This window comes from Streptomyces sp. NPDC016677 (genome assembly GCF_055562815.1).
The window spans coordinates 216,966-233,010 of sequence record NZ_JBVHEO010000004.1 but is presented as its reverse complement, the minus strand read 5'-3'; the positions used below and the strand labels follow the sequence as shown (position 1 = coordinate 233,010).

General features: G+C 72.8%; 12 protein-coding genes. 7 read left to right on the top strand and 5 right to left on the bottom strand.

Translation table 11 applies throughout. The features are described 5' to 3' along the window. Positions 1-384: 384 nt before the first annotated feature. Positions 385-2,178: a BTAD domain-containing putative transcriptional regulator gene (locus tag ACZ3IG_RS14390; protein WP_467431950.1), complete on the bottom strand. Its 1,794-nt coding sequence runs from the start codon at positions 2,176-2,178 to the stop codon at positions 385-387. Positions 2,179-2,478: 300 nt separating this feature from the next. Here ACZ3IG_RS14390 and ACZ3IG_RS14385 point away from each other — a divergent pair, with 300 nt between their 5' ends. After that, positions 2,479-3,072 (top strand): sigma-70 family RNA polymerase sigma factor, encoded by a 594-nt coding sequence (locus ACZ3IG_RS14385; RefSeq protein ID WP_467431948.1) that lies wholly within the window; start codon positions 2,479-2,481, stop codon positions 3,070-3,072. Positions 3,073-3,173: 101 nt separating this feature from the next. Here ACZ3IG_RS14385 and ACZ3IG_RS14380 read toward each other — a convergent pair whose 3' ends face one another. Further along, positions 3,174-4,526, bottom strand: a complete 1,353-nt coding sequence (locus tag ACZ3IG_RS14380; RefSeq protein WP_467431947.1) for a carotenoid oxygenase family protein — start codon at positions 4,524-4,526, stop codon at positions 3,174-3,176. 211 nt (positions 4,527-4,737) lie between these two features. After that, the gene (locus ACZ3IG_RS14375; protein WP_467431945.1) at positions 4,738-5,301 is read right to left on the bottom strand and encodes a TetR/AcrR family transcriptional regulator; all 564 of its coding nucleotides are present in this window, start codon (positions 5,299-5,301) and stop codon (positions 4,738-4,740) included. A gap of 208 nt (positions 5,302-5,509) precedes the next feature. On the opposite strand from ACZ3IG_RS14375, the gene ACZ3IG_RS14370 reads away from it, so the two are divergent. Together ACZ3IG_RS14370 and ACZ3IG_RS14365 are read left to right on the top strand one after the other, a co-directional pair. Next, positions 5,510-6,043, top strand: coding sequence for an SRPBCC family protein (locus ACZ3IG_RS14370; protein WP_467431944.1), 534 nt, complete (start codon positions 5,510-5,512; stop codon positions 6,041-6,043). Positions 6,044-6,163: 120 nt separating this feature from the next. Then, positions 6,164-7,537: an MFS transporter gene (locus tag ACZ3IG_RS14365; RefSeq protein ID WP_467431941.1), complete on the top strand. Its 1,374-nt coding sequence runs from the start codon at positions 6,164-6,166 to the stop codon at positions 7,535-7,537. Between the two features lie 237 nt (positions 7,538-7,774). On the opposite strand, the gene ACZ3IG_RS14360 is transcribed toward ACZ3IG_RS14365, so the two are convergent. Both ACZ3IG_RS14360 and ACZ3IG_RS14355 read right to left on the bottom strand, forming a co-directional pair. Then, positions 7,775-8,992, bottom strand: coding sequence for a hypothetical protein (locus tag ACZ3IG_RS14360; protein ID WP_467431939.1), 1,218 nt, complete (start codon positions 8,990-8,992; stop codon positions 7,775-7,777). A 215-nt stretch (positions 8,993-9,207) separates the two neighbouring features. Next, on the bottom strand, positions 9,208-10,626 hold the full coding sequence (locus ACZ3IG_RS14355; protein WP_467431938.1) for a non-reducing end alpha-L-arabinofuranosidase family hydrolase: 1,419 nt from the start codon (positions 10,624-10,626) through the stop codon (positions 9,208-9,210). Between the two features lie 507 nt (positions 10,627-11,133). On the opposite strand from ACZ3IG_RS14355, the gene ACZ3IG_RS14350 reads away from it, so the two are divergent. From ACZ3IG_RS14350 to ACZ3IG_RS14335, 4 genes are all read left to right on the top strand, one after another. Beyond that, positions 11,134-12,564: an endo-1,4-beta-xylanase gene (locus ACZ3IG_RS14350; protein WP_467431935.1), complete on the top strand. Its 1,431-nt coding sequence runs from the start codon at positions 11,134-11,136 to the stop codon at positions 12,562-12,564. Positions 12,565-12,723: 159 nt separating this feature from the next. After that, positions 12,724-13,296, top strand: a complete 573-nt coding sequence (locus ACZ3IG_RS14345) for a TetR/AcrR family transcriptional regulator (protein WP_467431934.1) — start codon at positions 12,724-12,726, stop codon at positions 13,294-13,296. A 156-nt stretch (positions 13,297-13,452) separates the two neighbouring features. Continuing rightward, positions 13,453-14,349 carry an SDR family NAD(P)-dependent oxidoreductase gene (locus ACZ3IG_RS14340; protein WP_467431933.1) on the top strand — a complete coding sequence of 299 codons (897 nt, stop codon included), beginning with the start codon at positions 13,453-13,455 and terminating at the stop codon, positions 14,347-14,349. Between the two features lie 545 nt (positions 14,350-14,894). After that, on the top strand, positions 14,895-15,584 hold the full coding sequence (locus ACZ3IG_RS14335; protein WP_467431930.1) for an SRPBCC family protein: 690 nt from the start codon (positions 14,895-14,897) through the stop codon (positions 15,582-15,584). The last annotated feature ends 461 nt before the right edge of the window (positions 15,585-16,045 follow it).

Genomic DNA, 16,045 nt, shown 5'->3' with positions numbered 1-16,045 from the left:
GGATCGCTCGCCCGGCCGTCGCGGCCGGAGCACTACGACTAACGACACGTCGGAAAAACGGCACCACCTTGGGGAGGTGAATGCCGCGGAAGACCGTTGACCGGTACGCCGTCAGGAGGGCTGGGCCCAATTCCGTTGACATGGGCGGGAGATGGCGTCCGGCGTTCAGCGGTCCGCGCTCCGACGCCGCACCAGCCCGGGGACGCAGGAGAGCGCTCCCCGGAATCGACGGGGCGCGAACACCGGCCCCGCGCGCTCCGTGAACATCGCCGTCATCGCCGGCATCGACGACGGCGTCCGGTCAGGGCCGGACGCTGCCAGAAGCTTCGGTCTGGCGCAGCGTCGCGTCTCGCATCGCGTGGCACGAGATGCGGCCGCCGGCCGCTACCGCCGAGCGAGCGCGCGGGCCGCGTCGGTGCGCAGGGTCCGGCGGCGTACGGGACTCAGCTCGCCGAGCACGGCCAGCCGCAGCACCCCGGCCGGGAAGCGGTAGCCCTGACCGGCGTACGGCGACGCCGCCTCGGTCCAGGACAGCAGCCGCACCGCGACGGCCTGGTCCGCCAGTGCCAGCACCTCGTCGACCGGCATCCGGCCGAGCCGGGCCACGCGCCGCATGTCGGGCCGGTCACCGAGCACGGCCGCCCGGTCGACGACCTGCCGCGCGGCGGGCGACAGTTCGGCGAGCCGGGCCCTGACCATGCTCCGGACGGCCGGCGGCACGGACACCCGCCCGCCGGAGACGGGAACCGCGGAGTGACGGATCAACTGGTCGAGCAGGAAGGGGTTGCCGCCGCTCAGCTCACGCAGCCGGCAAGCCGCCTCCGCCGACGTTGACGCCGACGCCGACGCCGACGCCGACGCGACGAGCCGTACCGCGGACTCCGTCAGCGGAGCGAGCGGTATCAGGTCGGCGCCGCGGCCCGCCAGCTCGGCCAGGAAGCGTTCCGTGGCGGGGCCCGCGTCCTCCGCCACGGTGCACAGCACCGCGTACGGCGTCTCGCGCAGCGTCCGCGCGCAGGTGAGCAGCAGCCCCCGTACGTCGTCCGACGCCAGGTGAACGTCCTCGACGACGTAGAGGGCGGGTCGCGGGGCGGCGCCGCCCGTGTTCTCGGTCAGCTGCTCCAGCCGGCCGCGCAGCCGCCGCAGTTGGCGGTCCGGGATCCGGGCCCCGGGGTAGCCCTCCTCGGCGCACCGCGTCCACAGGACCTCCCAGCCGCTCTCGGCGGCCTCGCGGGCGACCTCCTCGGCGATCCGGGTCTTGCCCGCCCCCGGCTCCCCGGACACCACGGCCCACCCCGCGCGGCCTGCGGCGGCGCTCCGCAGTACCTCGGACAGCCGTCCGAGTTCCGCCGCCCGGCCCGGCAGGTCCGGGTGCGCGGCCCGCGCGGTGGCCGGAGCGCGCCGGCCCGGTGGCCGCAGTGCCGCCGTGTCGTGACGGAGGACCGCGAGCTGTGTCTCGCGCAGCGCGGGGCCGGGGTCGAGGCCGAGGTCCCGGGCCAGGAGGGCGCGTACCTCCTCGTAGCGTCGCAGTGCCTCCGCGGGCCGGCCCGCCAAGTACAGCGCGCGCATGAGCACGGCCCAGGACGCCTCGCGCAGGGGATCGCGTGCGATGAGCCGTTCCGCGCCGGTGACGGCCTGGAGCGTCTCCCCCTCGCGCAGCAGCAGGGTGGTACGGAGTTCCTCGGCCGCCAGCCGGAGCCCTTCGAGCCTGCTGGTCTCGGCCCGCGCGAACCGGTGGTCGCGGGCGTCGAGGAGCGGGGTGCCGCGCCACATGCCCAGCGCGCGCTCGGCCTCCTCGCGGGCCTCGCCGGCCCGTCCGTCGGCCGCCAGCTCGTGCGCCTGCCGTACGGCCCGTTCGAACCGCACCGAGTCCAGCAGTTCGGGCGGGACGCACAGGGCGTACCCGGTGGGGGCGCTGCGCAGGAGCGTGGGCCGCTCCTCGCGCCCGCGGCCGGGTTCCAGCACCGCGCGCAGTCTGCTGATGTGCGCGTGGACCGAGGAGACGGCGCTGGGGGGAGGCCGGCCGTCCCAGAGGTCGTCGCAGAGCCGTTCCACACCGACGGTGTGGCCGTTCTCCAGCAGCAGACGCAGGAGCAGGGCGCGTCGCTTGGGCGGCCCCAGAGCCAGTGTCTCGGCGTCCCGCCGCGCCTCCAGCGCGCCCAGCAAACGAAACTCCACGGTGGTCACGGTGGCACCTCTCTCGCTCGGTGCCACCCTCACCCGGTCGAATGCTCACCCGACAGCCCGAACGCTGCTCACCCGCGCCCACTCCGTCGGCCGCCCGTCCCGGTTCCACGGGCGGCCGACGGCGCCCGCTCACCTGTACGACGGGGAGATCCCCCGGACGGTTCGGCTCGGCAAGACGACGACAAGAATCGGCCAAGCGGTCTCCCCCACGCTGACGACGCCGCCGCCACCGGGCGAGGGCCGGAGTCAGCAGGAGGAGACATGGGGGCCGTCGGCGCCATGAGGCAGGCCGTGAGCGCCCCGCGGGGCACTTCCGGGCCACGGACGCGCGCACGGCCGGGGGACCGGCGCGGCACCCGTCCCGACGCCGGCGACCCGGACTGCGAGCGCTTCGTCCGCCTGATCTACGACGAACACGGCGGCGAACTCCTGCGCTACGCCGCGCGCCTGCTGGGCGGGGACTGGATCAGGGCCGAGGACATCCTCCAGGAGGCCGCCGTCCGGGCGTGGCGGCACGTCGGTCTGCTGCGGCAGCAGGAGGCGACCGGGTTGCGGCCGTGGCTCTTCACCGTCGTGCGGAACCTGTCGATCGACGACCACCGGGCCCGGCTGATCCGGCCCGTCAGCGCCGGTCCGGTCGACGACGTCGTCCTCCCCGTCGAGGACGACGTCGAACGGATCCTGCTGCGGCACGTCGTCCACGACGCCCTGGGCGACCTCACGCCCTTGCAGCGGCAGATCCTGCACCACACGTACTTCCTGGGCCACAGCGTCGCCGAGACCGCCGAGGCGCTCGGCGTGGCCCGGGGGACGGTCAAGTCCCGCACGTACTACGCGGTGCGCGCGCTGGAGCTGGCGCTGCGGCGCCGCGGCGTCCACTCCTGAGGGCGCGGGACCACGGCGCCGCGGGCACCGGGCTGATCGCCTCCGCGCGGGCACCCCGGGAAGCGGTTCCGGGCTGCCGTCCGGCGCCCCGCTCGGGGCGGTCAGAGGGCGGAGTCGGGGATCCACGAGCCGTGGATCATGGCGGGCACGCGTCGCGGCAGGTGGATCGTGGCGACCGGGGGCACGGTGAGGTCGGAGGCGTCGAGGACGAGCATCCGGGACGCGTCGGCGTTCAGGTCGCTCACGACGGTCAGCAGGTATCCCTCGTCCTCACCGGTGGTGCCGTCCGCCTGGACGAAGACGGCCTCGCTGGGCAGCCGGCCGGTGCCGAAGGGCAGCAGCTGGCGGGTGCCGGTGGCCCGGTCGTACTTCACCAGGGCGTGCTCGCCGATCCCGAGGTCGTCGGGGAACGACAGCGCGTACTGGAAGCGGTGCTCGCTGCCGGTGAACTGGTCGTTGATGGTGGGGAACTCCACCGTCAGGTCGTCGGTCTGCCGCTCCGTGACGGTTCCGGCGGTCAGGTCGACGGTCCAGCGGCGGCTGCGGGAGCCGGAGTTGGGCTCTGCGCCGCGGTCGGGGGCGCCGACCCACCAGTTCCAGGAGCGCCGCCAGCCCTCGCGGCCCACCGTGGGGCCCTCGACGACGATGTGCCCGCGGGCGTCCTCGTAGGCGTTGGCGAAGTGCATGGCGTACCCCTGGTCGATCTCGAACCAGCGGATCTGCCGGGCGCCGCCCGCTCCGCGCGGCATGACGCCGATCCGCGAGGCCTGCGCGTCGCTCCAGCCGTACGGGATGCCGGAGTGTTCGGCGGGATCGAAGGTGACCGAGCCCTCCAGGAAGACCACGTAGTGCTCGGTGACCGCGAAGTCGTGCTTCAGCGCGGCGCTCGCCCCGGGCACCTCCTGGCTGTCCAGCACCTGGCCGTCGGCGGTGGCGACGTGGTGGATCAGGTACGGGGGGAACGGCGAGGAGGAGAAGAAGTGCAGCTCGCCGCTGACCGGGTCCTCCTTGGGGTGGGCGGTCATGGCGGAGGTGAGCTTGCCGCCGAAGTCGTAGGCGCCCACCGTCTCCAGCTCGGCCGTCAGCTCGAAGGGCAGCGCCGCCTCCGACAGGGCCAGCAGCCGCCCGGCGTGCTCGATGACGTGCGTGCCGGCCGTGCTGGCGGTCAGGTCGGGTCCCTGGTCGGTCATGTACGGGGCACCGTCCAGGGCGGGGGTGCGGACCCACCGGTTGCGGTACCACTCGGCGCGGCCGTCCCGCAGCCGGATGCCGTGCACCATGCCGCTGCCCTTGAACCAGTGGGTGGGGGTGATGCCGGGCTTGGGGTTGTGGCTGTTGCGGATCAGCCGGCCGGACAGCTCGGGCGGCAGGGCGCCTTCGACGGTCAGCTCGGTCGCGGTGATCTCGTCGGCGACGGGGGTGTAGTGACCGGTCAGGTAGGGCTTGCTGGCCATGACGGACCTCGGTTTCGGAGGAGGGATGGGTTGTGGTGGCAAAGCATGCGGGGAGTGTGTGGTTGAACACTCACTTCGCATGCCGAGAAAGGGCGGCCACCGGGTGCGCCGACGCGGGGCCGCTTGCCGGGAGGGCGGGTGGGTCGGCGGTGCCGGCCCAGGTGGCCGGCGGTGCGCGACCCAGGTGGTCAGTAGTGCGTGATCCAGGTGGTCAGTAGTGCGTGATCCCGGCGGTCAGCGTGCGGGTCCAGGGCGCGGAGATCGCCTCGGCGTCGATGGAGACGAGCAGGTGGCAGAGCATGCCGGTGGCGAAGAACTGCTGAACCTGCTCCTCACTGCCCCCCGAGGCGCCGCGGACGTACTCGACGGTGCGGGCGTACCCCGCCCGCACCGCCTCCCTGATCGCCGGCTCGGAGACGGCCGCCGCCTGAGCGTGCAACTGGACCAGCATGAGGTCGTTGTCGCTGATCAGGCGGGCGTAGGCGTCCCCCATGGAGGCGAGGACCGCTTCGGGGGAACCGCTCTCGGCGTTCGCCGCACCGCCTTCGAGGGCGGCGCGGACCCGGACGAAGCAGTGTTCGACGACGGCGGTGAACAGTACTTCCTTGTTCGGGAAGAGGCGGTAGACGTAGGCCTGCGAGATGCCGGCGGCCTTGGCCACCTCGGTGGTGGTGGTCCCGAAGTACCCGCGGGCCGCGAACGCCCCGATGGCCGTGCGCAGCACCGTCTCCCGACGTTCTTCGGCCGTGGACAGTTGGCGGCGTTCCGTCTTCATGTGAGTACTCAACCACTCACTCGTCAGAGCGTCAAGCCTGGCAGTCAGGAGGGGGGGTGGCGAGCTGGGGGTGATTGACACTTGGGAGTGAGAGTGGTCGACTACTCACACGCCAACGGGACCTCGGCCCGGTCCGGCCTGTCGGCGTGAGTGAGTAAACAACCACTCTCTTCTCTCTCGCTTCCTTCTCTACTAGTAGGAGACCCTCATGCTCACCGTCACCACCGCCCTGCTGACCGCACTCCCCCTGGCCTTCGGCGGCCCCGCGCCGGTCGGGATCGACGAGCAGGCCCCGGTGATCACCCGGGACGACATCGTCATCGACGCGCCACTGGAGCGGGTCTGGCGCATCCAGACGGACGTCGAGAACTGGCCCGCCTGGCAGCCGGGGGTCAGCTCCTCGGTCAAGCAGACCCCCGGTCCGCTGCGCCCCGGTTCCTCGTGGGTGTGGTCCACCGAGGGCCTGGAGAACATCACCTCGACGGTCGAGCAGGTGCGGCCCCGGCACCGCATCGTCTGGGGCGGGCCGGCCCAGGGCATCACCGCCGTCCACGTGTGGACCTTCACCCGGGCCGAGGACGGGGTGCACGTCCACACCGAGGAGTCCTGGACCGGCGAACCGGTCACCGCCAACACCGCCTACCTCCAGGAAGCGCTGGACGCCTCGCTGGACGCCTGGCTGCACAACCTGAAGCAGCGGGCGGAGCAGCGCCCCGGGGGCGGGAAGGACACCTGCCGCTGACCGGCGAACCCGACCCGGTTCCCCCCGTCCCCCGTCCCCCGACCCCCGACCCCTGTCCCCCGTTCCCCCGCTCGGCCCCGCTCGGCTCCGCTCGGCCGAGCAACCGTTCCGGAAGGCATCATGTCCCCCTCGCCCCCGCACCGTCCCGGCTCCGTCCTCTCCCTGCTGGCCGGTGCGCAGTTCCTCGTCGTCCTCAACACCTCGATCGTGAACGTCGCCCTGCCCGCCATCGGCCAGGACCTGCGGCTGACCCCGACCGGTCTGGCCTGGATCGTCAACGCCTACCTCGTCGCGTTCGGGGCGCTGCTGCCCGTCGGTGGCCGCCTCACCGACCTGCTCGGGCACCGCGTCGCCTTCCTGGCGGGGCTCTGCGTCTTCGCCGCCGGGTCCCTCGCCGCCGGCGTCCCCTCCGACGCCGGACCGCTCATCGCGGCCCGTGTGGTCCAGGGCATCGGCGCGGCCGTGCTGTCACCGGCCGGTCTGGCGATCCTGCTGGCCCACTGGCCCCCGGGGCCCGGGCGTGGCAAGGCCCTGGGCTGGTGGGGAGCGGCCTCGGCGGCCGGGGGCGCCGCGGGGGTCCTGCTCGGCGGAGTGCTCACCAGCGCCCTGGGCTGGTGGGCCGTCTTCGCCCTCAGCGCCTTCCTCGCCCTGCCCGGCATCGCGGCCACTCCCCTGCTTCTGGGCCGGGGGGAGCGTGAGCGCGCCGCCCGCCTCGATCTGCCCGGCGCGCTCGTCGTGACGGCCGGTCTCACCCTGCTCGTCACCGGCCTGGGCGTCCAGGGCCGGTCGCCGTTGCCGGACTTCGTCCTGCCGGCGGCCGGAGTGTTCCTGCTGCTGGCGCTCATGCCGGTCGAGCGGCGCGCGCGGAACCCGTTGCTGCCTCCGGTGCTGCTGCGCAACCCTTCGGTTGTGGCGGGCAATCTGCTGATGCTGCTGCTCGGTGCGGTGTGGGTCGCCACGTTCTTCTTCCTTCCGCTCTACCAGCAGCGAGTCCTCGGCTACTCCCCCCTGGAAGCCGGCCTCACCCAAGTGCCGCTCGCCGCGGCCCTGATGACGGCGTCCTGGGGCGCGGGGCGGCTGCGGGGCACGCTCCTGCCGGGCTTCGTCGTGCTCGCGGCCGGACTCCTGTGGCTGGCCCGGCTGCCACTCGACGGAACGTTCCTCTCCGACCTGCTCGGCCCGTCCGTCCTCATCGGCACCGGCCTGGGCCTGGCCTTCGTACCCCTGACGGGGATGGGCGTCGCGGGCGTGGAGCCCCGGCACTCCGGCATCGCGGGCGGGCTGATCAACACCTCCCGGCAGGTCGGCGGCGCTCTGGGGCTCGCGGTCCTCACGTCCCTCGCGGGCCCCGCCGCCGCCCCGGCGGCGCCCGGGCCCGCCGCCCTGGCCCACGGCTACCGCCGCGCTCTCGTCGCGGCGGCCCTCGTCGCACTGCTCGCCGCCGCCGGAACCGGTATCCGGCGGAAGACCGCGCGTCCGGTCACGTCGTCGTGACGGCCGATCCGATACCGCGGCGTCGGGCGGCGCCGTGGCCCGGCCCGGACCCGCACCGCCGGGTCCGGCGTCGATCCCCCCCCCCAGCGGACCTCACGGTGCGAACCGGCACCCCGCAGAAGGTTGCCTCCGGCAACGCGACCGTCTGGCCCCGGGCGTCGATCAGGACGGTGCCGGCCGGTCCGGGCCCGAACCGCTGGAGCACGCGGTCATCCGCGTCACCGCACCGCCGCGGCCTCAGACTCCTTGTGCCGCTCCTCCGGGGACCCGCAGCTCCGGCTCCGCCCGCAGCCCGTCGACGTCCGCCCCGCTCTCCGCCAGCACACGCGCGACCTCCGCCGCGGACTCCGGGGCCGTCCCGGTCTCGTCCAGCAGGGCCGCCAGCAGATGCGTCGTGCCGACCGTCGGCGAGCCCTGGGCGGCGGCGGTGAACTGCGTGACGTGCAGGAGTCGTCGCTCGAAGCCGGCGGAGCCGTCGAACTCCGGGGGTACCGCCCGCGCGACCCCGGTGGAGGGCAGCAGCACTCGGGCGACGGCACTCTGCCGTGCGCCGTGCCGGCGCAGGAGTTCCGCCCCGCGGTTGGCTCCCGTCAGCTCCTCGGGCAGCTCACGCTCCGCGACGGTCAACGACCGCTCCAGTGCCAGCATCCCCAGCAGCACGTCGACCGCTTCCGTCCGCGACGCCCCGCGCCGCACCGCACCCCGGTGGGCCTCCGAGCGCACCGCGCTGACGACCGCGGAGCCGAACCCGGCGCCGCCCCCGGACACCCAGGAGATGAACTTCCGGGTCAGTGGGTTACCGCTCTTCCCGAACGTCCCCGCCTTGCGCATCAACAACACCGGTCCGGGTTCCGGCACTTCGCCGTTCCCCCGCAGCGCGCGCAGCGCGGTCGAGGCGGCCGAGACGTCCAGCTTCTCCACCACCAGGGCCTCACGGGCACGCGTGTCGGGCACGTCGAGCAGCGCCCACGCCACGTGGCGGACGCGGACGGAAACGGTGCCCTCTTCCCGTGCCGCCTCCAGCGCCTTGCGCAGACAGGCGCGCAACGCGGGTGTCATCGGCGGGAGTTCCATGGTCCGCGGCTCCTCCTCCTTCCGGTTCTTCCAGCGCAGCCTCTTGGCCTCCTCGTGCCGGACCTCCCGCCAGCAGGCGTCGATCTCCCGCTCGTCGTCCGGGCTCCCCGCCTCGCCGTCACCCGCGTCCCCGCTGATCCACACCGAGGTCCCCCGGGCCGCGATCGAGCCGCCGAGCGTGCCGGAGGTCTTCATCCCGGGGGCGATCACCGAACCCTCGGCCCATTCGCCCGACACGAGCGCGTACAACAGGGCTTCCGTACCGACATCCGCACGCTCCTGCTTGCCCACCGCGCGCATCGTCTCCAGCAACAGCTTGACGACGTCCCTCTCGAACTCGGTGGTCACATCGGCCTTGCGGTCGGACGTTCGCTGATCCATCGGGTTACCCCTCCGTGGCGGTCACTTGCCCCCAAGGACGCCGCCACGCGCTCTGCGGATGCGCGGCCGGCACGCGTCTCCCGCTCGATGAGGTCAAGGGCATGCGCCTGAGCCCGCCGGTCCCCCTCGTCCAGCGCTCCGTCCAGCGCGCCGGCGAAGTCGCCGACGTGCTGGACGGTGGTCCGCGCCACATCACGCTCGACGTGAATCGGAGGTCAGCGTCGCAGGGTGAGGACGCCCGGCCGCCACGGCAGCCGGTTGTATTCGCCGCCCGAGTTGGGGTCCTTGCCCTGGTAGAGGAACTGCAGGTTGCAGGGGTCGATGGTCATGGTCTGGTCGGGGTTGTCGCGGACCAGGTCACCGTGGCTGATGTCGTTGGTCCAGGTGGCGCCGCTGTTGGCCTTGCCCGCGAAGGGGTTGCTCTCACTGGCGGCCTGCGGGGTCCATGACCCGTTCAGGCTGGAGGCCGTGAAGGAGCGGAAGTAGCGCCCGTTCGCGCCCATCGCCTCGACGATCATGAGGTACTGGTTCTGGCCCTGGACCTTGTAGACCTGTACGCCCTCGAACAGGTTGGCCTTGGTGTCACTCATGATCGTCGTGTACGACGAACCGAAGTTGCCCGGGAAGTTCCCGATCGGCATGCTCGCCCGGTAGATCTTGCCGTTGTCACCGGCGAAGAACAGGTACATGTTCTGGCCGTCGGCGATCAGGGTCTGGTCGATCGGACCGGTGTCGGAGCCGGAGATGCTCCCGGTGAACAGCGGCTGCGGCGCGGACCAGCCGTTGGGGTTGGTCGGGTCGCTCGACGTGCGGTAGATGAAGGGCCACGCACCCCACTGGTACGCCAGCACCCAGACGTTCTTGGGCGCGAAGTAGAACAGCGTGGGCGCCACCGCGGCCTGGTTCATCCCGGTCTGGCCGGCCGACGCCATGTCCGACCAGTTCGTGAACGGGGTGAACATCATCGAGCCGTACGACGATCCCGAGAAGTTGGACGCGTAGACCAGGTGCTTGCCGTTGTGGGTCACGGTGGTGAAGTCCTTGACCGCCGCCCACCCGTTCGCCGGCTGCGCCAGGACACCCGTCGACGTCCAGCGGTACGTCGACGGGAGAGAACACTCCGTCGGCGGCGTCCCGGTCAGGCCGGTCCACTTCTGGTTGCTGCCACCGGTACACGTCCCGATCCGCACCGCCGTGCCGTTGGCCGTACCGGAGCCCGCGACCTCCAGGCACAGCCCTGACTCCACGCCGACGACCGTGCCGTCGGAGTTCACCCGCCACTGCTGGTTCGCACCGCCGGAACAGCTCCAGATCTGCACCCGCGTCCCGGGCGCGGTGGCGTGACCGGGAACGTCCAGGCACTTGTTGCCGTACACGGTCAACTGCTGGCTGTCAGTCAGCGTCCACTGCTGATTGACCCCGTCCCAGCAGTCGTAGATCTGCACGTACGTACCGTCGGTCTGGACGGCGCCCGGCACATCGAGACACCGGCCCGAGCCGGTACCGCGCAAGGCGCCACTGGCGGCCGCCTGAGCCGGGGCGGCGGCGAGCAGCGCCGCCAGTACGGCGACGGCCGCAACCATGGCGGCGAGCACCACGGACGGGTGCCCGCGTGTGAGACTTCCGCTGCGCATGGGGACTTCCTCTCCTGTGAGTGGGCGGTCGGCTTGTTCGAGATCCCGAACAAGGGTCGGAGTATCGGGAAGCCTGAATGCTAGGGAGCCGACGACCGACGTCAACCCCTCTCGCATCTATCGCTTTCGAAACCGAAACATTCACGTCTCACCGCCGCACCGCACGGCCACCCCGCCGCGACCACGCCCCCGGAGTACCGGACAACGATTCACGGAACCGCCGACCGCAGCTCCGAGCGACGCCCCGCCGACCCCACCGCGGCCCGCATCATCGCCAGCCTGGGACGACACGACCGAAGTCACCCACCCGACCCACCGGGTTCGAAAGTTTCGGAATCACGCCAGAAACTTTCTTGTGCGCGGAGTATTGACGATGCATCGTCAACACCTCAATCATTCCTGACGCCGCCCGGCTGTCCGCCGGCCGCGTCCGTCTGCCGCTCGGGAGCGGACGACGGGACCCCTGCGCTTCAGTCCTTCCGTGATTTCTACCTTGGAGGCACAGTGATGGGCTCGTACGCCCTACCCAGACCCGTCGTCCGCCGGAGGCTCCGCGGCCTGTTGCTGGCACTGATCGTCGGCATCCTCGGTGCGGTCACCGCACTGGCCGCGCCGCCGACCGCGCACGCCGCCGAGAGCACGCTCGGCGCCGCGGCGGCGCAGAGCGGCCGCTACTTCGGCACCGCGATCGCCTCGGGCAAGCTGGGCGACTCGACGTACACGACGATCGCGAACCGCGAGTTCAACTCGGTGACGGCCGAGAACGAGATGAAGATCGACGCCACCGAGCCGCAGCGGGGCCAGTTCAACTTCACCGCCGCCGACCGCGTCTACAACTGGGCGGTGCAGAACGGCAAGCAGGTGCGCGGCCACACCCTGGCCTGGTACTCCCAGCAGCCCGGCTGGATGCAGAGCCTCAGCGGCAGCGCGCTGCGCCAGGCGATGATCGACCACATCAACGGCGTGATGGCCCACTACAAGGGCAAGATCGCCCAGTGGGACGTCGTGAACGAGGCGTTCGCCGACGGCAACTCGGGGGCCCGGCGCGACTCCAACCTGCAGCGCACCGGCAACGACTGGATCGAGGTCGCCTTCCGCACCGCGCGCGCCGCCGACCCGGCGGCCAAGCTCTGCTACAACGACTACAACGTCGAGGACTGGACCTGGGCCAAGACCCAGGCCATGTACAACATGGTCCGGGACTTCAAGGCACGCGGCGTGCCGATCGACTGCGTCGGCTTCCAGTCGCACTTCAACAGCGGCAGCCCGTACAACGCCAACTTCCGTACCACGCTGCAGAACTTCGCCGCCCTCGGCGTCGACGTTGCCATCACCGAACTCGACATCCAGGGCGCCTCCGCCTCGACCTACGCCAACGTGGTCAACGACTGCCTGGCCGTCCCGCGCTGCCTCGGCATCACCGTCTGGGGTGTCCGCGACACCGACTCCTGGCGGTCGGAGCAGACGCCGCTGCTGTTCAACGGCGACGGCAGCAAGAAGGCCGCCTACACCTCCGTCCTCAACGCGCTCAACGGCGGCTCCACCACGCCCCCGCCGGACGGCGGGCCGATCAAGGGCGTCGCCTCCGGCCGCTGCCTGGACGTGCCCGGCACCAGCACCACCGACGGCACGCAGCTCCAGCTGTGGGACTGCCACAGCGGCACCAACCAGCAGTGGGCGTACACCGACGCCGGCGAGTTCAGGGTCTACGGCGACAAGTGCCTGGACGCCGCCGGCACCGGCACCGGCTCCAAAGTCCAGATCTACAGCTGCTGGGGCGGCGACAACCAGAAATGGCGCCTCGGCTCCGACGGATCCATCGTCGGCGTCCAGTCCGGCCTCTGCCTCGACGCCGTCGGATCCGGCACCGCCAACGGCACCCTGATCCAGCTCTACACCTGCTCGAACGGCAGCAACCAGCGCTGGACCCGCTCCTGACGGGGCCTGCCCCCGAGGAGAGCTGACGGTCCCGGGCCGCCGCCGTGACGGCGGCGGCCCTCCCGTTCGGCGGGCTCACCGCGGTGACTCCGGCGCCGGGGCCGGGCCCGTCCGGACGGACGGACGGGCCCTGATACGCCGCGGTCGTATGCTGGGGCCGTGACACCCAGGGCGAGGCAGGAGACAGAACTGCGGGCGGACGCGGTGCGCAATCGCGCCCGGATTCTCCGGGCGGCCCGCGGACAACTGGCCGCCGGTGACACGTCACTGCAGCTGAACGCCATCGCCCGGCTCGCCGGAGTGGGGGTCGGGACGGTCTACCGGCACTTCCCCAACCGTCACGCCCTGGTCGCGGCACTCTCGGCAGAGCGCTTTCAGGAACTGATCGCGGAGGCACAGGCGGCGGACGCCGCCGGGGACCCCCTCGCGGGCCTGCACCGTCTGCTGCGCTTCGGACTTGACCGCATGCTCGACGACCCGGACTTCGCGGCCGTGCTGGAGTCCGCGGACGATGCCGACTCGCAGACCTCGCAGATGAGGGCCGAACTCGACCGGACGGTCACCGGCCTGCTGGACCGCGCCCGTCACGGTGGCGCGATCAGAGACGGTGTCGATGCCGAGGACGTGCGCCGCTTGCTGTGCGGGATCCAACACGCGGTGCGCTCCGGGGGCGGCACCCGCCGGGACCTCTACCTCGCCGTTCTGCTGGAGGGTCTGCGCCCGCCGCGCTGACGGCGGCGCACCTCGTCTCCCGCCCGTGCCGACGGGCGATTCGTCGGATCACCCGTCTCCCCCTCCCCCGCAACAAACGGATAGCTATCCGATTGTGTTAGCGTGCGCCCATCGAAACGGATAGCTATCCGATCGCGCGACGTGAGGAGCGGGGTTATGAGCGAGCGCGCAGTGGTGACGGCGGGCACCGGGGGCATCGGCCTGGAGACCGCGAAGGGACTCGCGCGGCACGGGTTCACCGTCACCGTGGTCGGCCGCGACGCCGAGCGCGGCACGAGCGCCGTGACGGAGATCGCGGCGGTCGCGACCGGAGCCGCACCGCGATTCGTGGCCGCCGACCTCGCGTCGCTCGACCAGGTGCGCGCGCTGGCCGCGCGCCTGGCAGCCGAAGGCCCGCTGAAGGTGCTGGTCAACAACGTCGGCGCGATGTTCACCCACCGCCGCTCCACCGTCGACGGCATCGAGTCGTCCTTCGCCCTCAACCACCTCTCGCCGTACCTGCTGACCGAGCTGCTGCTCGACCGGCTCCGGGAGGCCGGCCCGAGCCGGATCGTCAACGTCACCTCCGCCGCCGTCAAGGCCGCCAGGCGCACCTTCGACGCCGTGGAACCACCGGGCGGTTACTACGGCTTCCACTGGTACGGCCGGGCCAAGCTCGCCCACCTCGCCTACACCCTTCACCTGGCCGACCGTCTGCGCGGCACGGGGGTCGCCGTGTTCGCGGCCGACCCCGGCGGCGCCGCCACCAGCATGACCGACGGCACTATGACCTCACCGGAGATCGTCTCCCCGCCGCTGCGCCTGCTGTGGCCGCTGGTGCGCCGAACCTTCGCACGCGCCACCGCCGGCCCCGCGTCGGTGGCCGCCGCGCCGTCCGTCTTCGCGGCCACCGACGCCTCACTCGAAGGACGGACCGGCGTGCTCATCGGACCCGGAGCCCGTCGGGTCCCCGTTTTCCGCGGCGCCGACGACCCCCGGACCGTCGAGAAGGTCCTGGAGCTCAGCCGGCGGCTGGCACCCCTGGACGACGGTCACCGCGCGCGGCACGCGTGACGTCCGGCCGCCGCCCGCCCCGGACCACGCCCGGACGCTCTGGTCCGCGGCCGTCCGCCGCGGCGCCAGCCGCTCGGTGAGCCGCCCCCCCGGGAGCCGTCGGCCACCACCAGCTCCGCCGACGCCGCCGGCGGACCGCCCTGGCACCTCGCGCGGTCGCCGCCAGCGGAACGTCGAGCGCGGCGCGCGGTCGCGGGCGACGGAGTACAGCGGTGCCGCCGCCTTCTCGTGCCGCGGGGGACACCCGCCCGGTCCGACGGCTCCGCGGTCAGCCCGTCGGCATCCCCACGGCCGGCGCGCCAGGTGGACGCCGGTCACCGGAGCCGGGCCCGCGGTTCCGGTCCCGCACCCGGGCGGTGCGCCGGCTGCCCGTCCGCCGGAGAAGTGCAGTCACGTGTCCGATACCCCCGAGGCGCCGGCCGCCCGCAGGCTGGAGGACGTCCGCATACCGGCGCCCCACCGATGTGCGGGCGAGGGAACCAGAAGCCTGGGCGCCGTGCTCCCGCACCTGATCCGACGGTCCACCCCCTCCAAGGAGGAACTCCATGTCCACCACGTTGCCCGGTGACCCGGAGAGCACGACCGCCGTCCTCAACGTGTCCGGCTGCCACGTCACCCGACGAGCCCGGGTCGCGACCGGCCCGGAGCGGGCGTACGACCTGTTGAGCACCGTGTCGAACGTCGGTCGCTGGAGCCCCGACGCGACCCACGCCCCGTACGAGGAAGGCGCCGGACCACGGGCGGGCGCCTGGTTCCGGGGCCACAACCGGCGCGGGGACACGGAGTGGGACAGCCGTCCGCAGGTGCGGGAGGCCGTGCGCGGCGCCGAGTTCACCTGCACCGTGCGCGGTTCGGCGCCCGTGCCCGTCGTCCGCCGGCGCTGGACCTTCGCCCCGGCGGGCCGGGGACCCTGCTCACCCAGACGTGGCGGCTGCTCGCGGCGGACCCCGTCCTCGGCTCCACCTACGCGGACCTCGACGCCCTGCGGGACGTCACCGCCAGGAGCATGGAGGACGCCCTCGTGGCACTGGCCCGCTGGATCTTCGACAACCCGGCGGACCGACACCGCACGCCGCGCACCCGGCAGCCGGTCCGGAGCGGTCGGCCGCGCTGACGCGCCATCCCGCGTCCCCGCTCCCGGGGTAGCGCGGTGGAGGGCGAACAGCACGCCGAGCAGCCGTCTGACCACCACCGGGCCGGTGTTCGCGAGCCGCTCGGAGGTGGCGGCCTCATAGCCCTGGCGCCGGGAGAGACCGCTCCAGGTCCGCGGCGCTGTGCCGGCGCGCGGCGCGCGGGACCGACTGCGGGGACCCTTGGCCGGCGACGACGGTCTCCCGCGACCGCGCCCTTTTCCTTCAGATGGCCCAGGGGAGGAAGTGGTTGCTGCGACTAATCCCACAGTGATGTTTCCGGCCGACAACCGCCGCCGCCCCTCCACCCTCGTCGCCCGCCCCCACACCCGAGACCGCTCCCCTCCTCAGCGACCACGGCTTACCGGCGGCTGCTCACCGAGCCGCCGGGGGGTGCGCCGGCGAGGGCCGTGACCGTGGCCGGAGCCCGGCAGTCGCCGAGGCCCCCGGCCGCCGCGAGCGACGCGCCGCGCGACATCGTCCCGCGCGGCGCCGAGCACCCGTTTTCCCGAGCTTCGCGCGGCCCGGCCGCTCCGTGCCGGGCTCCTCTCCGCCAGGAACACCGG